Below are 16424 nucleotides of genomic sequence, written 5' to 3'. Positions count from 1 at the left end.
ATGCATTTCCCGGAAGTGATTGGAGTTGATATAGGTGGAACTGCGATCAAGCTTGGTCGCTTCTCAGCAGATGGCAAACTTCTTCAGAAGCAGCAGGTACAAACTCCTCAGCCAGCAACACCAGGTGCTGTTTGTATCGCATTAGTAGAAGCGATTGAAGCCTTGGATCCCGATCGCCGCGCCTTGCTTGTTGGGATCGGTTTGCCCGGTCCTATGGATGTGAGTGCACGGGTTTCAAGGGTTTGTATCAACCTGCCCGGTTGGGAGGAGGTGCCTCTTGCTGACTGGTTGGAGCCCCGTCTTCAGCGTCGCGTCACCCTTGCCAATGACGGCAACTGTGCCTTGGTCGGAGAGGCGTGGAAGGGGGCGGCGCAGGGTTGCTCTGATGTGGTGATGCTCACTCTCGGCACTGGAGTAGGTGGTGGTGTAATGCTGTCTGGCCGTTTATTCACGGGGCACAATGGGGCCGCGGCTGAACCAGGTCTGATCGGTCTGGATCCCAACGGACCACCTTGCAACAGCGGAAATAGTGGCAGCCTTGAACAATTTGCCAGCATTTCGGCGCTGAGGAGATTGTGGGATGGAGATCCGGCTGAGTTGGCAGCCTTGGCTGCGAATGGTGATTCCGAAGCGCAAGCTGTGTGGTCTCGATATGGGACCACACTCGGTGTCGGAATCAGCTCGTTGGTGTACATGTTCACGCCAGAAGTGGTTCTGCTTGGTGGCGGAATTTCTGGAGCTGCCTCCCATTTCCTTCCCTCGCTGCGCAAGGAAATTCAGCAACGGGTTCAGGCCGTAAGTCGGGAAGGGCTGCGCATTGAAGCCTGTGCTTTAGGTAATGGTGCAGGTCGTCTCGGGGCTGCACGACTGGCTATCGAGCGCTTGACGTGAGGCGAAACGAGATGATGAACAAAAGAACAAGCGCGCGACGATGACCAGTCAAGGTGTGCCCGAACCATCAGCAGATCTATTGCTTCTGGCTACAGCGGTTCGGCGTGCTGCTGTTGGCTTGGGACAGAGTTCAAATCAAGAACGCCAACAAGCGTTGTTGTCCATGGCCTCCTCACTCGAGGCCCATGCGGATCGCATTGTTGCTGCGAATTCAGAAGATCTCGCTCAGGCCTCCGCTAATGGCTTAGCTCCTGCCTTGGTTGCTCGTCTCAAGTTGGATGCGAGCAAGCTGGCCGGAGCCATTGATGGCGTCCGTCAATTGTCGGCTCTGAATGATCCTTTGGGAGAGAGGCAGTTGTATCGCGAGCTTGCCGATGGCTTGGTGTTGGAGCGCGTCACAGTCCCTCTCGGGGTTTTAGGTGTGATTTTTGAGGCGAGGCCTGACGCTGTGATCCAAATCGCTGCACTGGCGATTCGTTCAGGCAACGGCGCAATTCTGAAAGGTGGTAGCGAGGCGAAGTGCACCAATCAAGCTGTGATGCAGTCGTTAAAAGAGGGCCTCACTGGCACAGGAGTGTCTGCAGATTCCTTGGATTTGCTTACAACCCGAGCAGAGAGCTTGGCTCTACTCCGGCTCGATGGTCTTGTGGACTTAATTATTCCTCGGGGTAGCAACGAGCTGGTCCGTTTCATTCAGGACAACACCAGAATTCCGGTCCTTGGCCATGCCGATGGTGTTTGTCATTTGTATGTGGATGAAGAGGTCGATTGTGCCCAGGCTTTGCGCATTGCGATCGATAGCAAGACCCAATATCCGGCGGCTTGCAATGCGATCGAGACGCTCCTGGTTCATGAGCAGATTGCTTCTACTTTTCTGAAAGAGGCTGTTCCTGCCTTTAAAAATGTTGGCGTGTGCTTACGCGGCGATGAGGCGAGTAGAGGCTTAGGGGTGGAGCAGGTTGCAACCAGTGATGATTGGAGCCAGGAATATCTAGATCTCGTGCTCGCAGTGCGAGTGGTGAAAGATGTCGACGAAGCCCTCGAACACATCAGGAGATATGGCTCACGCCATACCGAGGCCATTGCAACGGTGAATCAAGCCACTGCAGAACGCTTCTTGCGAGCAGTGGATAGCGCCGGGGTGTACCACAACTGCTCAACCCGTTTCGCTGATGGTTTTCGCTACGGCTTTGGTGCAGAGGTTGGTATCAGCACCCAGACCGTGCCGCCCCGTGGGCCTGTAGGGCTGGAAGGATTGGTGACCTATCGCTATCGGTTGCGCGGTGAGGGGCATATCGCTGCTGATTTTGCTGAGGGACGGGAACAGTTCAGCCATCGCGACCTACCCAGCGGTACGACATGACAGCTGGAGATTTGATTCATATCCATGATCTGCGCCTCTGGGCTCATGTTGGAGTGCTGGACCATGAACGACGGGATGGTCAATGGTTTCAACTCGACATCACATTGGGCTTAGATCTCAGTGAATCGGCCAAGTCCGATGATCTCAGTGCAACCGCCGATTACAGCCTGGCAGTGCTGGCGCTTCAGGCCTTGGTGAGAGAGCTGTGTTGCCTCACCATTGAACGTTTCAGTGAGGAGGTCTTTGAGGTGCTGGAACGTCTCTATGGCCCTTTGCCAATGCATTTGCTCTTGCAAAAGTGCAACCCTCCTATCGCTGGTTTTACAGGCACAGTTGCTATCGAGCGGCGGCGTAATTGGTCAGGTCAGCAGGATTTTTGATGCCATCTGAAGCTGCTAACCGACCCCTCGTTTTGGTGCATGGACTTCTCGATACGCCCCGGTTGTTTTCTCGCCTGGAGCGTCGCCTTGAAGGACAAGATCGTCCTGTGTTGTCTCCGCATTTGCCCCATCGCTTTGGTGCGATTCCGCTCCGCAAGCTCGCTCATCAGCTAGATGGCCTGATTCAAGAACGTTGGGGTCCGAAAACGCCGATTGACCTTCTTGGCTTTTCGATGGGTGGGGTCATTGCCCGCACTTGGCTCCAAGAATTGGATGGTGCCAAGCGAACGCATCGATTCTTTAGCGTTGGTAGCCCCCAACAGGGAACGCTCACAGCACAGTGCGTTCCCGCCTGTTTGTTCGCTGGTTTGGCGGACATGAAGCGCGGAAGTCCCCTGCTGCGCTCCCTTAATGGCGATTACGCCGAGTTGCAGTCTGTGGAGTGCCTGAGCTTCTTCTGCCGTTGGGATTTGATGGTGTGCCCTGGGTGGCAAGCCGTGCTTCCAATCGGGAAGAGCACAGCTGTGCCCGTCTGGACGCATCAGCAATTGATGTCCCATCCCAAGTCGCTTGATCTGTTGATCGAATCACTTCTTATTGATTAACTGACAATGCTGGCGTGCGTGTCCAAGCTTGGTCGTTCGTTGGTTTCAATTAAAGCTCATGTGCTTCTCGGCTTCTGCGAGTTTCACTGCGTCTGCGGTCCTCATGCCATTGGGGCTGTATTCCCATCACCTCGCGTCTAAGGCTGAACGGCCTGGATACAAACCGTTAGCACTCGTTCCTTTCTTCTTTGGTGTTCAGCAATTTGTAGAGGGGTTGGAGTGGACAGGAATCGTTGGTGGAAAGATTGAGCCATTGACATCAATGGCTGGCCTTGGATTTCTATTTTTTGCTTATTGTTTTTGGATGATTTGGATTCCGTGGAGTGCCTGGTCTATTAGTCGAACGACAGATTCAACGGGTTTGCAAAGACGTCTGAAATGGGTGGCGATTGTTGCAACTGTTTTAGGCATCTCTTTCTATCTTCCTCTGCTGCTGAACCCCCCAGCTCTTCAGCCTTCCGTATTTAGCAACGGTCGATTGATGTATGACGTCTCTAATCTCCAAAGTATTTTCCATAATTTTGTCAATACTGAGCCCGTTGGTGAGCTTGTTTACTGGGGATTTATTGTTCTGCCGCTAGTTGCTGTGAGTGATAAGGCTGTGAAACTATTTGGTGTATTGATCTTTGTCTCGATCTTCCTTACCTGGATCACTTATAGCGCAACATTTAATTCTGTTTGGTGCTTCTACTGTGCTGTGCTTTCAATCATGGTGGTCTGGATTGTAAATCGTCCCCAAGTTCAGCGCTCCTGAGCTGATGATTCAGCAACTTAGCGAGCAACTTGTTTCGATGGGCCAGGTTCTCCTGGCCCTTGATACTGGTGTCGGCCTTCTTGTGGCTGTTGGTTTTTCAATGTCTGCCTCCCACCTGTTTTCTCTGCTTGCTAATCGACTCACACCCAGGCAAATCTTGCTCCATATGGTGGTAGATGCTCTGGTCCTTAGCTTGGCTCTTTTGCTTTGCCTTGTTTGTCATTCTCTGATGCTGGCCTTGATGGAAGGGGTTCCCTTGCAGCCCATCACGTTTGGTAATCGGATGGCTGTGGCACTTTGGCCAGGCCTTTTTTACGTACTGGTTGCAGCTCCTTATGTGAGTGATCTGATTGCCGTCACAATTCTGGCGTGGATGCATCTCAATATGATGATTTTGGTGAATGCAATGTACGGAATCCCTTTCTCTCATGCCCTCTTTGTTTGCCTTCCTGGCTATGTGATTGCTCTGCTACTTGTAGGGGCCTTGTTCTCTCAAAGATGGCGATCGAGTTATGACACTTTGGCTAAAGAAGTTGCACTTCAAATCCAACGATGACTAGAAGTAACGCCGTCATTCATGGCCATAGACACAGCATTCGCCTTGGGGCACGTGTCTTGATTGGCGTGTTGGTTCTTGTGGGCATTTTGATGTTGATCGGTGTCGGTGTGGTTCGGCGGGATGCAGCCTCTCTTTTGCAATCAGGGTCTCTCTTAGAGCTGCTTGGCGTGTCAGGAGGGGCGATTGTTGTTGTACTTGCTTTGGTGGGTGTGTATTCGGTGATGGTTGATTTTGTGTTCTGGGAAGGTTGGATGCAAAGTTTTCCAGATGCCAGCGGTTTGTTTGTTGGCAATGAGGAGAAGCAGTCATCGCATCGCCACTTTTTGGTGTATCTCGATGGCATTCATCAAAGTGAAGAGAATCACCCGCCAAGAGTTCAAGAGTTTCTGAATTGTTTAGAGTCTGAAATTGATAATGATTCCCTATTGGTAAAAGGAATTGAGGCCTATACCATCACGAATGTTGGGCTCCGTGCTGCTTCTTACTCTCGATGGTTTTGGCAGTGGTTGTTTTCTCTTCAAGAGCATCACCCTAGCGGTTTTGTGCAGTTTGTTTGTGCATTTTGTATTCAAGCAAATAATGTCATCAAGGTAGGCATTTCGTCCGATCGTCGTTATGGCCCTGTTATGAATTACGAATTAGCTTTAAAAATTGCACGACGATTAGAGGCGTTAGGATTTCATCCTTCGCATGCATCCCGTGTGGTTTTAGTGGGTTATAGCGGCGGGGCTGAAATGGCTATTGGTACAGCAGAAATGTTGCAAAAGCTTTGCTGTAGCTCTGTTCAAGTTATTTCTATCTGTGGGGTCTTTAGTGGAAATGCTGCTCTTGAAAGCATCCAGGATGTTGCCATGGTGGTTGGAAGTAAGGATCCTGTTGCTGCTTTCGGTCGTCTCGCCTATCCCGGTCGCTTGAGCTTATTGCCTCTCACGAACTGGAATCGTTGGCAGCGAACGCATTCCTTGCATCGTTATCTCATCGATCGTATGAGCCATAACGGTTCGTCGGGTCCTTTTAGTGTGGCCTTCCGTCAGCAGGTTGTAGCTGCAATTTGTCGTGAACTTGAGCGCAGTTTGGTTAGCTCCTCTCCTGGTTGAGGCGTTGAATGAGTAAGAAAGGTGAATGTCTTGGCTGACTAGCTAGAAGGCGCCGCCGTGCATCTTTGCGGGTCTCTGAATTGTGATAGAGGTCTTGAGGCATCTCTTCGATTGCCACCTTATAGCGATCAACAGCTTCATCATTAGGTCTCATTTTGTGGTCGAGTAAATGATTCAGCTGTGCACTGAGTCTTTCTCGCCATAACCCTCCGAGCGTGAGTGGAAACAGGCTGGTACTGCCTGTCAGTGCTTGCTCCAGCAGTGCGGTGGAGTCGATGCAGAAACCGATCGCTCCGTACCCGCCGAGATGAAGCTTTTCCATGCTTGCCTCGCTGTTGTGGATGGCGCCCATCAGTTCGCAGAGATCAATAGCGTCGGTTAGTTGTTGATCTTGAAAGACCGTTGGGGAGTAATGGACGGTGCCGTTAGAGCGTCCGTTTTGCCACGGTCGATCCAAGTCATTCATTGCGGCCCAGCCATTCAGCCCTTCTGTGCCCTGGTAGTACTGCAGAAGAACGGTTTCTCCCTCCGGCGGTTGTAATTCCATCTCCAGGCAGGCATGGGGGAGCAAGGCGTTGATCTCTTTTTGGTTCGGCTCTTGCAAGCCCGTTCGGTAAGGAACGGCGAGGGGGATTTGACTCCACTGATTGCTGTTAGCACTGGGTGTACTCGCTCCAAGGCCGAAGCTGGCCACGCTGGTCCGCACTCTTGCCTTGCAACTCCAACCTTTGGCTTGAAGCCAGTGGATGAGATTTTTTCCGCAGGATTGACCTTCGAACCGATATGTCTCGATGTTGAGGCCCTGTCCCTTCAAAAGATTGCTGCCAAGAGCGTTGAACACTTGAGCCATCTGCTGGTTCTGATCTCTGGACGCTGCGGATTGGAGATAGGAGAGTCCGTGATTGCACCAGGCAATCTCTCCTCCGAGTGAAGTCAGTCCGGCTAGCCCTGATCGAGGATTTGGTTCATGTTGTTTGTTTTGTGATTGGAGGGATGCCGTTGCTTGGGACCTCCATGTCTCCAGTCCATCAGGAAGTGGTAATTGGTTGCGGTCGGCACCGTTGTAAGAGCGCTGGCACCAAAGATCCAATGCTGAGGGCTTTTGGCTTGTTGTTGGAGGGAGAAGGTGCTGTAAGTCATCAGCGAATGCCGCCAGGAGAAGGGGACTGATCAGGCCCTCTCCAAGCAAGATCCCTAGGCCTCTTATTTGTTCTGGCAGTGATGCGGGCTCTTGCCGCCAGCCGCGTGGAAGCATGGCGAGCAGAGGAAGCAAGCGTTGATGGTGAACATCTTTCAGGAGCTCCGCAAGAAAATCTCTACGGCTAATCCCTTTTTTCAAACTGCTGTGCTCTAGAGCTTCTTCCAGCGATACCAGCGGAATATGCGTAGATCGATCGGATTGAGAAGGGTCCCAGATGGAACTGAGCGCAAGCAGGTCGTGATCCATGTCTGCAAGCTCAACGACCGGCTGCTGCCAGTCCGGAATGGCGTATTAATGCGTCAGTGCTGGCTGTTCGACCCCTGAAAGACTTGTAGACATCAGCTGGTCGCTGACTTCCTCCCAGGCTCAGAACCGTGTTGCGGAAGCGTTCACCGGTGGCTTGTACCTCCGCTTCTTGATCGAGGCCAACTTCCTCGAAAGCGGCAAAAGCATCGGCGCTTAAGACCTCTGCCCATTTGTAGGAGTAGTAACCAGCGGAGTAGCCACCAGCAAAAATATGGCCGAAGGCACAGAGGAATCGGTCTTCCGGGATCGGTGGCAACACGGTTGTGTTGTCCGCAATCGAGCGCCTGAATGCATCCGGGGATTGACCAAGATCAGGGCTCCAAGCGCTGTGAAGTCGTAAATCGGTCAACGCGAAATGAACCTGGCGGAGGGTTCCACATCCCTGCATGAAGGTGCGGCTGTTGCGCAATTTGTTGTAGTCCTCTTCGGGTAATGGTTCCCCTGTTTTCCAATGACGGGCCATTCCCATCAGGGTCTGGCGATCAAGGCACCAGTTCTCCATGAACTGACTAGGAAGCTCCACCGCGTCCCATTCCACATTGTTAATTCCGGCGGCTTGAGGATGGTCCACCGTGGTGAGCATGTGTTGAAGCCCATGGCCAAACTCATGAAAAAGGGTCTCAACCTCTTCAAAACTCATCAAACTTGGGACGTCTCCAGCGGGTGGGGTCTGGTTGCAAATCAGATAGGCCACAGGGTGGATGAGCTCACCCTCAGAATTGCGAGACCGGTTCAAACATTCATCCATCCAGGCTCCACCTCGTTTGCTGGCGGGTCGGCTGAAGGGATCGAGATAAAACGCTGCGAGTGGCTGGCCCTCTTGATCGCTGACTCTGAAAAAGCGCACATCCTGATGCCAGATCGGTGCTTCGCCATCAGCAGGCTCAATCTCGATGGAGAACAAGCGTTCGCAAAGATGGAAAAGGCCATCGAGCACTTGTGGAAGTGGAAACCATGGACGCAACTCCTCTTGATTGAGGTTGAACCGCTCTTGACGAAGTTTCTCCGCCCAATAGCTCACATCCCAGGGGCTGAACTCATCCGCTTCTGTTGCCCCATGACGACGGGCACAGTCCCTCAGTTCGTCAATCTCTTGTTCCGCGACGGGGAGGGCTGCAGCACGAAGTTCTTCAAGAAGCTGTTCAACAGCTTCTACGTTGTCGGCCATTTTTGAGGCCAGGCTTCGTTCGGCCCAGTTTTGATAGCCAAGGCGTGCAGCCTGATGGGTGCGTAGGTCAAGGATCTCCTCGATGAGAGGAGTGTTGTCGAGATCCCCTGAGCTCGCCCGACTCACCTGTGCCCTGTAGACCGTTTCTCTCAGTGTTCGCTTGTCGGCATAGGTCAGTACGGGTAGGTATCGGGGCATATCGAGACCAAGACGCCAAGGCCCTTCCAAGGCCGTGGGATCTTGGCCATCGCGATGTTGATCTCCAGCATCCTTGGCGGCACCAGCCAGGGCTTGAAGGGCCCGTTCCGGTATGCCTTTGAGTTGTTCAGCGTCATGCACCAACAGGGTCCAGCCCTGGGTGGCATCGAGAACGTGATTGCTGAATCGAGTGGACAGGGAAGCGAGTTGTTCGCTGGCTGCGTTAAAGGACTCTTTGGCAGCTCCGCTTAATCCCACCCCCCGATGGCGCATCGACAACAGCTCGGCATCAAGGATGCGGATTTGAGTGGAGTCAAGCGGATGACTGGGGTTGCGTTGAAGACTTTCCAGGGCTTGGTGGATCACTTGGCTTTGCCCCGCGCGGTTGCTAAAGCGCACCACCTCCGGTTGCTGTGCCGCATGGGCTTCGCGCAGCTCGGAGCTGTTGCAGACGCCGTTGAGATGACTTACAACTCCCCAGCTCCAGCGCAAACGTTCTCCAAGATTGTGCAGTGGAGTCATCACCTCATCCCAGCTCAGGGCAGTGGTGTCAGAGAGGCGTTGTTGCAGCGTGGATTCCAGCGCGCTGAGCTGTTCTCCCAAGTCCTGAATCAGTGCTGGGATATGAGTTTCTACCTGGGATGCATCGATGGCCTCGAAGCGTGGAAGGCCCTGTCCGCGCAAGAGTTCTGGGTTGGTCATCGCTGTCAGCCCGCCGGCAGCAGGGTTGTGAGGGCTACCAGGCTATGAGTGCCGAGATCACTGGCGAGAGCATCGGTGGCTGCTTCGTAGAAATCCATGGCGATACGAGGCCAAATTCCAATCACCAAAGTTGGAACCATCAGGGTGAGCCCGATCACGAGTTCTCGAGGACGCATGTCATCGATGAAGGCCAAAGCTGGAATTCGTGGGCCGAAGAACACTCTCCTGCACATTGAGAGGAGGTACATCGGGGTGAGCACGAGTCCAATCGCTGCAATGGCAACAGCGGTAACGCGGAACAAGGTGGTGAAATTTTCCTGACTTGTGATTCCTAGGAAAATCGTGATTTCACTGATGAATCCGCTCATGCCTGGAAGGGCAAGGGAGGCCAGGGAGCTTGCAAGAAAGAAAGCAAAGGTGATCGGAAGCACCTTGGCAAGACCGCCCATGTTTGGAATCGACAGGGTTTTGGTGCGTTCGTAGAAACAGCCTGTTACGAAGAACATGGCTGCTGCAATCAGTCCATGACTGATCATTTGGAGCATGGCACCACTCAGGCTCAGGGCATCTACCGCACCGATTCCAAGCAACACAAAGCCCATATGGCTTACTGAGCTGCAGGCGATACGCCGTTTGACATTGTCTTGAGCAAAAGCGTTCAGCGCTCCGTAGATGATGTTGACGATGCCAAGAACGATGAGGGCTGGTGCAAGAACGAGATGCGCATCGGGAAGCATCTGAACGTTGAAACGCAGAAGGGCATAACCGCCCATTTTTAAGAGCACACCAGCTAGCAACATCGACACAGGCGCATTGGCTTCTCCGTGGGCGTCTGGGAGCCAAGTGTGAAGCGGAAACATCGGTAGCTTCACCCCAAAACCAATCAAGAAGCCCAGATAACAGAGCAACCCAAAGGTTCCGCCTGGCGAACGTGCAGCGAGTTCAGTCAGGTTGAGTGTGAAGGTGTCTCCGGATAGGGCTAGCGCAAGACCGCTGATCAAAATCAGGAGGGATGCGACAGCGGTGTAGAGGATGAATTTTGTGGCTGCATATTGACGATTGCTTCCACCCCAGATCGCTATGAGGAGATAAACAGGCACGAGTTCTAGCTCCCAAGCGAGGAAGAACAGCAGAAAATCCTGGGAAAGGAAAACCAGCCCCTGAGCGGAGGCCTGAACGAGCAAGAGACCGAAATACAACTTGGTCTTGTGTTGGACGTTCCAGCTGGCGGCAACGGATAAGAGCGTGACCAATCCACTCAGCACAACAAGTGGTGCTGACAGGCCATCAGCGCCTAGGGACCATTCCAATCCAATCGATGGAACCCAGCTGACTCTCTCAACGAGCTGGAGACTGCTATTACTCGGGTCGAAATGCTGGCTGAAGACCACCAGCATCAGCACGAGATCGACGAGAAGGACGCCGATGGCCAGATTTCGCGGCAACGGTGATTGCTGCGAGTCATCACCTGGAAGCAATGGCATCAACAAAGCCATCGCCGCTGGTAGTAAAACGATGAGCGATAGCCAGGGGAACGCTGCCTGAGACGCAGCCGTCAGCGGCAAATTGGCGTCCATGGCATTCGCAAGATTGTGATTGAACTTATCAGCCCTTGGGGCCCTGCTGAGTAATTCTACTCAGCGTCTTTGGGGTGCCAGTGGCTCCCTGTCGTCTGAAGGTTAAGCAGTGGAGCGCGACTAGCGACGCCAGCCGCTTCCCAAGCCTTCACCATGGCATTACTCACTGCTGGCCCTCGTTCTTCTGCGCATAACGCCAAAATGCTTGGCCCCGCTCCACTGATGGCACACCCCCAGGCTCCAGCCGCTAGAGCAGCCTCTTTGACGTCCTGTCCACCTTTGATCAGTCTCCAGCGATAGGGCTCGTGTAAGCGGTCATGCATTCCATCTGAGATCAAATCGCCGTTTCCGGTCCTCAGGCCTTGCAGCAGCAGGGTGAGGGCACCGAGGTTGACCACTGCGTCACCAATGGGAACCGATTTGGGCATGGCCCGCCTCGCTTCGCTGGTGCTGAGACGCATGGCTGGGATCGCAACGACTGCCTTGATGCTGTGCATCCATTCGCAACGCACCACTCGCCAGCGTTGCGACGCAGCCTTTGCTGTCATGCAAAGCCCCCCCAGTAGCGAAGGCACAACATTGTCTGGGTGTCCTTCGATATCGATCGCGAGCTCCAACAGTTTTTCTCGACTGAGTGGCTCTCCCACCAAGGCATTGGCACCGACAAGCCCCGCCACGATGGCTGTGGCGCTGCTGCCTAGCCCCCTGGCTGGAGGAACGGCTAAACGCACTCGAGCCTCGATCGCTACGGGCTCTTGGCCTGCTGCTTTCCAGACCCGCTGCGCGGCTCGATAGACGAGGTTGTCTGGCCCTCCCCGTAAATGAGACCCCTCCTGCCCCTCGATGATCAATTCAAATCGCTCTCCATCGCCATCGATTCGACGCATGGTGAAACGGTTATTGAGATCCAGAGCAGCGCCTAGACAGTCGAATCCTGGTCCAATGTTGGCGGTGGTAGCGGGAACATCCACCACCACTGTTTGGCCGATACGCGGCTGCGCCATCCCTGCGTTTCCACTCAGGCCAGTGTCCCACTCGACTCAGCCAGTTCCCGCGCTCTGCAAGCAGCACTGAACAGACCAGCTTCCGGATCGATCACGGCACGCACCGTCAAACCTTCCAAAAAAGGCTGAAAGCGCCCCTTCTGATGCATGGCATTTAAGAAGTCCATGGACTTCAAACCATCCTGGTTTTTTTCGGCTGTTCCTCCACCGATCCACAGTCCCCCACTACACAATTCTTGTAAGGCCAGGTCACCTGCTGCTGCTCCATAGGCACTAAGCCAAAGCGTCATCGCAGCGTTCGCGAGCTGGTCGCCTGCTTTGGCGTATTGGCATGTGGAAGCAGGGAGATCGTGATACTCAGGATGATCTGGTGTGTTGTATCTCCAGGCCTTGGCCTTCTCTAGAAGTGGGTGCATCGCATTGTCTGACTGCTGCAGCATCCAGTTCATGACGTGCCCCAATCCGGTTCCGCTGACAACCCTCTCCACGGAGATTCGCTCTAGGGATAGATCGCGCTTGAGCCATTGCACCAGTGCCCATTCGTCGTTGCAACGTGGAGCGAACTCTCGATGACCACCCTCGCTCGGTAGTGCAATCCATCCTGTGCTGGTGGGAAGTCCCCGAGCCATTCCCAAGCCCGTCCCTGCTCCAAGAATGGCCACGGGACCTTGCTGGTACCGGGTGCCATCAGAAGCCAATCTCGATCCTTTTTGAAGTGTGATCTGTTGACTGTCGCTGAAATGCGGTAAGCCATAGATCAGGACAGCGAAATCATTCACGAGTTCGACTTCCTCCAAACCGGCAGATTTTTTCAGCGACTCTTGGTTGATACTCCATCCCAAATTGGTGAGTTCAACGGCACGGTCTCTAACCGGTCCAGCGACTGCGAAGCAGCTGGTTTGAGGAGTGGAGTTGGCGTCAGGTCGTGATTGGAGGAAGTGCTTGAGCATGGAGTCCAGAGACGTCCATTCCGCCGACACGTAACGCTGGACATACTCTCGTTTCAGCTTGCCGTTTTGATCGCTGTAGATCGCTAAGAGCGTTTTGGTGCCACCGAGATCACCGGCCAGGTATGTGGTTGCCTGCATTGGATCGATTGGCGCATCTCAGCTGAAGGCTGATGGCTTTGATCGGAATCGACAAGTCTTCAAGAGGCTCTAGAACACTCAGTCATGAAAAAAGTCGAGAGGCAGGGGTCCCCATGTGGGGCCTGACTGTGGGCCCAATTGTTGAGACTCAGCTTGATGGCCGCTGATTAAGAAGCCTTCACCCAGCCCCGCCTCTGCTCGGATGCGAATGCAACCGGTGGATTGGTTGGCTTTTAGGAAAACCCCGCTCTCAATGCGTGTTCCCTCCTCGCACTTCATGGGAGGCCAACCCATCGCCAGCTCAAGGTCGCGGAGGCATGTCATGGCGTCAGTGGACGAGGGAGCCATAACGCCAACAGTGAACCAGGCAAAGTGACGCATCTCAGCGATGAGCTCGTTTTTGAGATCCTTGCGCTCATGTGAACTCAGCTGAGGAGCACTACGAAATCGATTGAGATCCGCAAGAGACGTGATTGCTGGGTCGCTCATACCCCGATACTCCCACTGTCTGCAAAACAAAGTGATGCGAGCCGTTCTTGGTTGGCCGATTGTGCTGTCGTGACCAGTAGTTCCCTCGTAATCACGCCAAGGTCCCCATCGCGGCGGCTGCGCAGACTCGCGGCGCCCTGTTCAGCTTCTTTGGCTCCAATCACAGCAAGCACTGGGATTTTCATTTGTTCTCCCGTGCGAATCAACTTGCCAAGTCGATCTCCGCTGCGATCAATGCTGGCGCGAATACCAGCTGCTTTGAGCTGGTTTTGAAGCTCTTCCGCGTATCCCAAAACGTCATCAGTTACTGGAAGCAGCCGGATCTGTTCAGGCGCGAGCCAAAACGGAAAATCTCCCGCGTAGTTTTCGGTCATGATTCCGAAAAATCGTTCCAGTGACCCAAAAATGGCCCGGTGAATCATGATTGGGCGCTGTTTGCTGCCATCCGCTGCGATGTAGTCCAGTTCGAAGCGCTCAGGCAAGTTGAAATCAAGCTGGATGGTTGAGCACTGCCACATCCGACCAATCGCATCCTCGATTTTCAAGTCGATCTTGGGTCCGTAAAACGCTCCCCCACCCTCATCAATTTTGTAGTTCCAGCCCTTGCGCTCTAAGGCTTCGATTAGGCCTTTGGTGGCGAGATCCCAGACAGCGTCTTCTCCGATGGCTTTGTCTGGTTTTGTTGAAAGGTTGATCTCATAGTTGCTGAAATCGAATGTTGACAGGATCCGTTCTGTGAGATTCAGGATTCGCAAGATCTCATCACTGATCTGTTCGGGTAGACAAAACACGTGGGCATCGTCTTGCGTGAAGCCACGGACTCTCATCAGCCCATGCATTACCCCGGGTCGCTCGTAGCGGTAAACGGTCCCTAGCTCTGCCCATCTGATGGGGAGTTCTCTGTAGCTACGAAGTTTGCTGGCGTAGGTCAGAACGTGGAACGGACAGTTCATTGGCTTGAGCTGATATTGCCTCTCATCCACCTCCATGGGGCCAAACATGCTCTCTGCATAGAAGTCCAAGTGTCCTGAGGTCTTCCAGAGGCTGATATCCGCAACGTGTGGTGTGTAGAGGAGCTCGTAATCCCCTTCGAAGTGCGCTTGCCTCCAGAAATCTTCAATCAGAAGACGCATGCGTGCGCCCCGGGGATGCCAGAACACAAGCCCGGCTCCAGCTTCGTCTTCGATGGAGAACAGATCGAGGTCTTTGCCGAGGCGGCGATGATCACGACGCAGTGCTTCTTCTTTGCGGCGTCTGTGCTCTGACAGTTGATCGGCGGTCTCCCAGGCAGTCCCGTAAATGCGCTGCAGCTGAGCTTTTGTTTCGTCGCCACGCCAGTAAGCACCAGCCACACTTTCGAGCTCAAACGCTTTTGGATTGAGTTCGCTCGTGTTGGCCACATGCGGTCCAGCACAGAGATCCCACCACTGCTCACCCAGGGTGTAGAGCGTGATTGGCTCAACCAGTCTTTCGAGAATTTCCAGTTTGTAGGGTTCGTTTTGAGCCTTGATTCGACGTTCTGCTTCGTCACGACTGACTTCAATCCGCTCCAACGGGAGCTTGCGGCCAATAATTTTCCCCATCTCCTTCTTGATTGCCTTGAGATCGGCTTCCGTGAAGGGTTCCGGATTGTCGAAGTCGTAATAAAACCCTGATTCAGTCCAGGGACCAATGGTCACTTGGGCCTTAGGAAATAGCTTCTGAACTGCCATGGCCATCACGTGGCTCATCGAGTGGCGAATCTTCAGCAGGGTCTCGCTATCGCTGGTCTTGGGCAGAACCACAGGCGCGGTAGGGGCTGGGGTGGTTGCTGCGACGCTGCTCACCGTTTCCTGTTCAGGGCCCGCCATCCTATTGGGGTGCGTTGAACAGGTCATGAATCAAGAGGCAAACGCTCTGCTCGAGTCGTTGTTGGACTCGTTGCTCAATGACTTCAACCACTGGTTCAAGCGTGGTCAGGAGCTTTTGGCGGCCTGTCCAGATTCAGTCTTGACTCCGGATGATCGTGAGGCGATGGGAGTTCGGATTGACGAGGGCCTTAAGGCGATTGCTGCCACAAGAGCCCTGGTCAGTGCCACCCCTGCGGCAATGGCTATCTCAATGGAGGCGATGACGCCGTGGCACCAACTTGTGATCGAGATCTGGGGTCTCGCAGCTCGTGTGTCGGAGGCGAATGCGAAAAAGTCGCTCTAGGCGCCTTGACGAAGCGTCTGAAGATTTTTTGAATAAAAACTTGCTAGCTCAGCATGGCTTTTGACGGGTTGACCGTAAGCACTTCGTCCTGAGTGGGTGGGAAAAGAAGCCCATTCCGGGGCGAGGCTATTCATGGCTTCAGCCGTGAGACCTTTCTGATCCACTTCGTTGAGAGCTCCGCGTCTCTTGACCAGATGAAGAGCCGCTTGGTCTTGATGTTCTGGAGAGAAACTGGGCAGGTCTAATCGGCCTGAAACCTCTTGCCAGGTAGTGGGCAAAAATTGATAGGCCCCGGCCGCGGCGCTGACATAACGCTTCACGACAACCCTTTCTGGATGTTTGGAGAGATCTTCAAACTGGCCACCTCCGTAGAGGGTGCGATACCCAAGGTCGTGACCGTCCTTCCAAGTCCCTTCTGCGAAGCGAATGGTGTTGAGCAGGGCGCGTCGTTCAGGAGTGATCGAATAAGGAGATGCTTGTTGGTCGGTATTGACGTCTTGTTGGAGTGCCAATGCCAACTTTTCTGCTTGTTCAATCCTTTCGCTGGAGCGTTCAGCATGAATGCTGTGTCCTAGGCCAAGCATTAGCCCCATGCTGACAACACCGATACCACTGGCTTGACGGAAAGTGGGTAATACGGCGCGGGGCAGCTTGGAGAAGGAGCTCAGCAAAAGGTGACGTTCCGTAACGAGACTGCCACCTTCGTCAGGATGGGAAGCTTTTGGCGAGTCCTTTGGTACCGGCCTTGACGACTGAGTATCAGTTGTGCATGAGCAGAAACACTTAATTAATCTCTCCTCAAGACTCGCGAGACGCGCCGTTTTTGCTCGTTTTTGCTGGCATTCCTTG

16 protein-coding genes are annotated in these 16424 nt (G+C 53.7%); 8 read left to right on the top strand and 8 right to left on the bottom strand.

The window, feature by feature from the left end; genetic code table 11:
- Genes SynMVIR181_RS08550 through SynMVIR181_RS08520 form a run of 7 tightly spaced genes read left to right on the top strand, consistent with a single transcriptional unit; the run spans position 1 to position 5649 of the window.
- A complete protein-coding gene (locus SynMVIR181_RS08550; RefSeq protein ID WP_186588939.1) occupies positions 1 to 891 on the top strand; it encodes an ROK family protein in 891 nt (296 codons plus the stop codon).
- Between the two features lie 40 nt (positions 892 to 931).
- Positions 932 to 2254, top strand: a complete 1323-nt coding sequence (locus SynMVIR181_RS08545; protein WP_186588938.1) for a glutamate-5-semialdehyde dehydrogenase — start codon at positions 932 to 934, stop codon at positions 2252 to 2254.
- Positions 2251 to 2634, top strand: a complete 384-nt coding sequence (locus SynMVIR181_RS08540) for a dihydroneopterin aldolase (protein ID WP_186523303.1) — start codon at positions 2251 to 2253, stop codon at positions 2632 to 2634. Before SynMVIR181_RS08545 ends, SynMVIR181_RS08540 begins: the two co-directional genes overlap by 4 nt.
- Positions 2634 to 3239, top strand: a complete 606-nt coding sequence (locus tag SynMVIR181_RS08535) for a triacylglycerol lipase (protein ID WP_186588937.1) — start codon at positions 2634 to 2636, stop codon at positions 3237 to 3239. The genes SynMVIR181_RS08540 and SynMVIR181_RS08535 overlap by 1 nt, the downstream gene beginning before the upstream one ends.
- Positions 3240 to 3297: 58 nt before the next feature.
- Positions 3298 to 3993 (top strand): hypothetical protein, encoded by a 696-nt coding sequence (locus tag SynMVIR181_RS08530; protein ID WP_186590581.1) that lies wholly within the window; start codon positions 3298 to 3300, stop codon positions 3991 to 3993.
- A gap of 4 nt (positions 3994 to 3997) precedes the next feature.
- Positions 3998 to 4549 (top strand): hypothetical protein, encoded by a 552-nt coding sequence (locus SynMVIR181_RS08525; protein WP_186588936.1) that lies wholly within the window; start codon positions 3998 to 4000, stop codon positions 4547 to 4549.
- Entirely contained in the window at positions 4546 to 5649 is a 1104-nt protein-coding gene (locus SynMVIR181_RS08520; RefSeq protein WP_186588935.1) for an alpha/beta hydrolase, read from the top strand. Before SynMVIR181_RS08525 ends, SynMVIR181_RS08520 begins: the two co-directional genes overlap by 4 nt.
- Here SynMVIR181_RS08520 and SynMVIR181_RS08515 read toward each other — a convergent pair.
- From SynMVIR181_RS08515 to thrS, 7 genes are all read right to left on the bottom strand, one after another.
- Positions 5630 to 7096, bottom strand: a complete 1467-nt coding sequence (locus SynMVIR181_RS08515; protein ID WP_186588934.1) for an ArgR family transcriptional regulator — start codon at positions 7094 to 7096, stop codon at positions 5630 to 5632. The two genes, SynMVIR181_RS08520 and SynMVIR181_RS08515, sit on opposite strands and share 20 nt — an antisense overlap.
- Positions 7097 to 7106: 10 nt before the next feature.
- Entirely contained in the window at positions 7107 to 9224 is a 2118-nt protein-coding gene (locus SynMVIR181_RS08510; RefSeq protein WP_186588933.1) for a M3 family metallopeptidase, read from the bottom strand.
- 5 nt (positions 9225 to 9229) lie between these two features.
- Complete coding sequence (locus tag SynMVIR181_RS08505) at positions 9230 to 10801, bottom strand: NAD(P)H-quinone oxidoreductase subunit 4 (RefSeq protein ID WP_186588932.1); 1572 nt, start codon at positions 10799 to 10801, stop codon at positions 9230 to 9232.
- A gap of 56 nt (positions 10802 to 10857) precedes the next feature.
- A complete protein-coding gene (thrB, locus tag SynMVIR181_RS08500; protein WP_186588931.1) occupies positions 10858 to 11805 on the bottom strand; it encodes a homoserine kinase in 948 nt (315 codons plus the stop codon).
- 14 nt (positions 11806 to 11819) lie between these two features.
- On the bottom strand, positions 11820 to 12893 hold the full coding sequence (locus SynMVIR181_RS08495) for a glucokinase (RefSeq protein ID WP_186588930.1): 1074 nt from the start codon (positions 12891 to 12893) through the stop codon (positions 11820 to 11822).
- A gap of 78 nt (positions 12894 to 12971) precedes the next feature.
- Positions 12972 to 13382, bottom strand: coding sequence for a DUF1824 family protein (locus SynMVIR181_RS08490; protein WP_186588929.1), 411 nt, complete (start codon positions 13380 to 13382; stop codon positions 12972 to 12974).
- Entirely contained in the window at positions 13379 to 15232 is a 1854-nt protein-coding gene (gene thrS / locus SynMVIR181_RS08485; RefSeq protein WP_186588928.1) for a threonine--tRNA ligase, read from the bottom strand. Before thrS ends, SynMVIR181_RS08490 begins: the two co-directional genes overlap by 4 nt.
- A gap of 25 nt (positions 15233 to 15257) precedes the next feature.
- Between thrS and SynMVIR181_RS08480 the strand changes: the two genes are divergently transcribed.
- Positions 15258 to 15575, top strand: a complete 318-nt coding sequence (locus tag SynMVIR181_RS08480; protein ID WP_186588927.1) for a DUF2605 family protein — start codon at positions 15258 to 15260, stop codon at positions 15573 to 15575.
- Here SynMVIR181_RS08480 and SynMVIR181_RS08475 read toward each other — a convergent pair.
- Positions 15572 to 16246: a glycoside hydrolase family 104 protein gene (locus tag SynMVIR181_RS08475; RefSeq protein WP_186588926.1), complete on the bottom strand. Its 675-nt coding sequence runs from the start codon at positions 16244 to 16246 to the stop codon at positions 15572 to 15574. The two genes, SynMVIR181_RS08480 and SynMVIR181_RS08475, sit on opposite strands and share 4 nt — an antisense overlap.
- Positions 16247 to 16424 lie beyond the last annotated feature (178 nt).

This window comes from Synechococcus sp. MVIR-18-1, from assembly GCF_014279835.1.
GTDB lineage: Bacteria > Cyanobacteriota > Cyanobacteriia > PCC-6307 > Cyanobiaceae > Synechococcus_C.
Note: the sequence above shows the minus strand (reverse complement) of the source record. Positions and strands in the feature narration are given on the sequence as shown.

What these genes read in the sequence shown, in the direction of transcription:
- SynMVIR181_RS08535 (WP_186588937.1), top strand. Translation starts at nt 2,634, where the DNA reads ATGCCATCTGAAGCTGCTAACCGACCCCTCGTTTTGGTGCATGGACTT.
- SynMVIR181_RS08520 (WP_186588935.1), top strand. Translation starts at nt 4,546, where the DNA reads ATGACTAGAAGTAACGCCGTCATTCATGGCCATAGACACAGCATTCGC.
- SynMVIR181_RS08550 (WP_186588939.1), top strand. Translation starts at nt 1, where the DNA reads ATGCATTTCCCGGAAGTGATTGGAGTTGATATAGGTGGAACTGCGATC.
- SynMVIR181_RS08525 (WP_186588936.1), top strand. Translation starts at nt 3,998, where the DNA reads ATGATTCAGCAACTTAGCGAGCAACTTGTTTCGATGGGCCAGGTTCTC.
- SynMVIR181_RS08540 (WP_186523303.1), top strand. Translation starts at nt 2,251, where the DNA reads ATGACAGCTGGAGATTTGATTCATATCCATGATCTGCGCCTCTGGGCT.
- SynMVIR181_RS08515 (WP_186588934.1), bottom strand. Translation starts at nt 7,096, where the DNA reads ATGGATCACGACCTGCTTGCGCTCAGTTCCATCTGGGACCCTTCTCAA.
- SynMVIR181_RS08505 (WP_186588932.1), bottom strand. Translation starts at nt 10,801, where the DNA reads ATGGACGCCAATTTGCCGCTGACGGCTGCGTCTCAGGCAGCGTTCCCC.
- SynMVIR181_RS08530 (WP_186590581.1), top strand. Translation starts at nt 3,298, where the DNA reads ATGTGCTTCTCGGCTTCTGCGAGTTTCACTGCGTCTGCGGTCCTCATG.
- thrS (WP_186588928.1), bottom strand. Translation starts at nt 15,232, where the DNA reads ATGGCGGGCCCTGAACAGGAAACGGTGAGCAGCGTCGCAGCAACCACC.
- SynMVIR181_RS08510 (WP_186588933.1), bottom strand. Translation starts at nt 9,224, where the DNA reads ATGACCAACCCAGAACTCTTGCGCGGACAGGGCCTTCCACGCTTCGAG.
- SynMVIR181_RS08495 (WP_186588930.1), bottom strand. Translation starts at nt 12,893, where the DNA reads ATGCAGGCAACCACATACCTGGCCGGTGATCTCGGTGGCACCAAAACG.
- thrB (WP_186588931.1), bottom strand. Translation starts at nt 11,805, where the DNA reads ATGGCGCAGCCGCGTATCGGCCAAACAGTGGTGGTGGATGTTCCCGCT.
- SynMVIR181_RS08545 (WP_186588938.1), top strand. Translation starts at nt 932, where the DNA reads ATGACCAGTCAAGGTGTGCCCGAACCATCAGCAGATCTATTGCTTCTG.
- SynMVIR181_RS08480 (WP_186588927.1), top strand. Translation starts at nt 15,258, where the DNA reads ATGAATCAAGAGGCAAACGCTCTGCTCGAGTCGTTGTTGGACTCGTTG.
- SynMVIR181_RS08490 (WP_186588929.1), bottom strand. Translation starts at nt 13,382, where the DNA reads ATGAGCGACCCAGCAATCACGTCTCTTGCGGATCTCAATCGATTTCGT.